Raw genomic sequence first — 460 nt, 5'->3', positions numbered from 1 at the left:
ACCAAGACGGTTTAGGTAAGAAAAACGGATGAAATTCAATATGTGGTTTTGAGGGTATATACCCTTTTGAAGATTGGAAAACCTTCCAGTCTTTTTTTTACCGCAAGAAATATTGTGCTAATTGCTCAAACAATTTGAAATGAATAAAAAATTCAAAAAAATTGTTGACAAACATGAAACCTTGTGGTAAGATATAACACGTTGCTGCTGACGCGGCAACAACATGAACCTTGAAAATGAAAGATTGAACAGTGTTTAAAACCCTGAAAATTCTAATAAAAAGAGTCCTGGTTGGACATCTTTGAAATGAGATTTCAGAACATTCGCGATACAAGGCGAACACAGAACTGCTTGCAGGATTGGGTGAGCCGAACGCGATGAGCAGAACGAAGTTCTGCGAGAACAAACCAAACAACAGTAGAACGGTTTAAAATTAGCTAGTAGCGATTTTTGAACCGGG

The organism is Clostridium sp. AM33-3 (assembly GCF_003480315.1).
Lineage (GTDB): Bacteria > Bacillota > Clostridia > Lachnospirales > Lachnospiraceae > Brotaphodocola.
The sequence above is the reverse complement of the archived record's forward strand: the minus strand, read 5'-3'. Positions refer to the sequence as shown.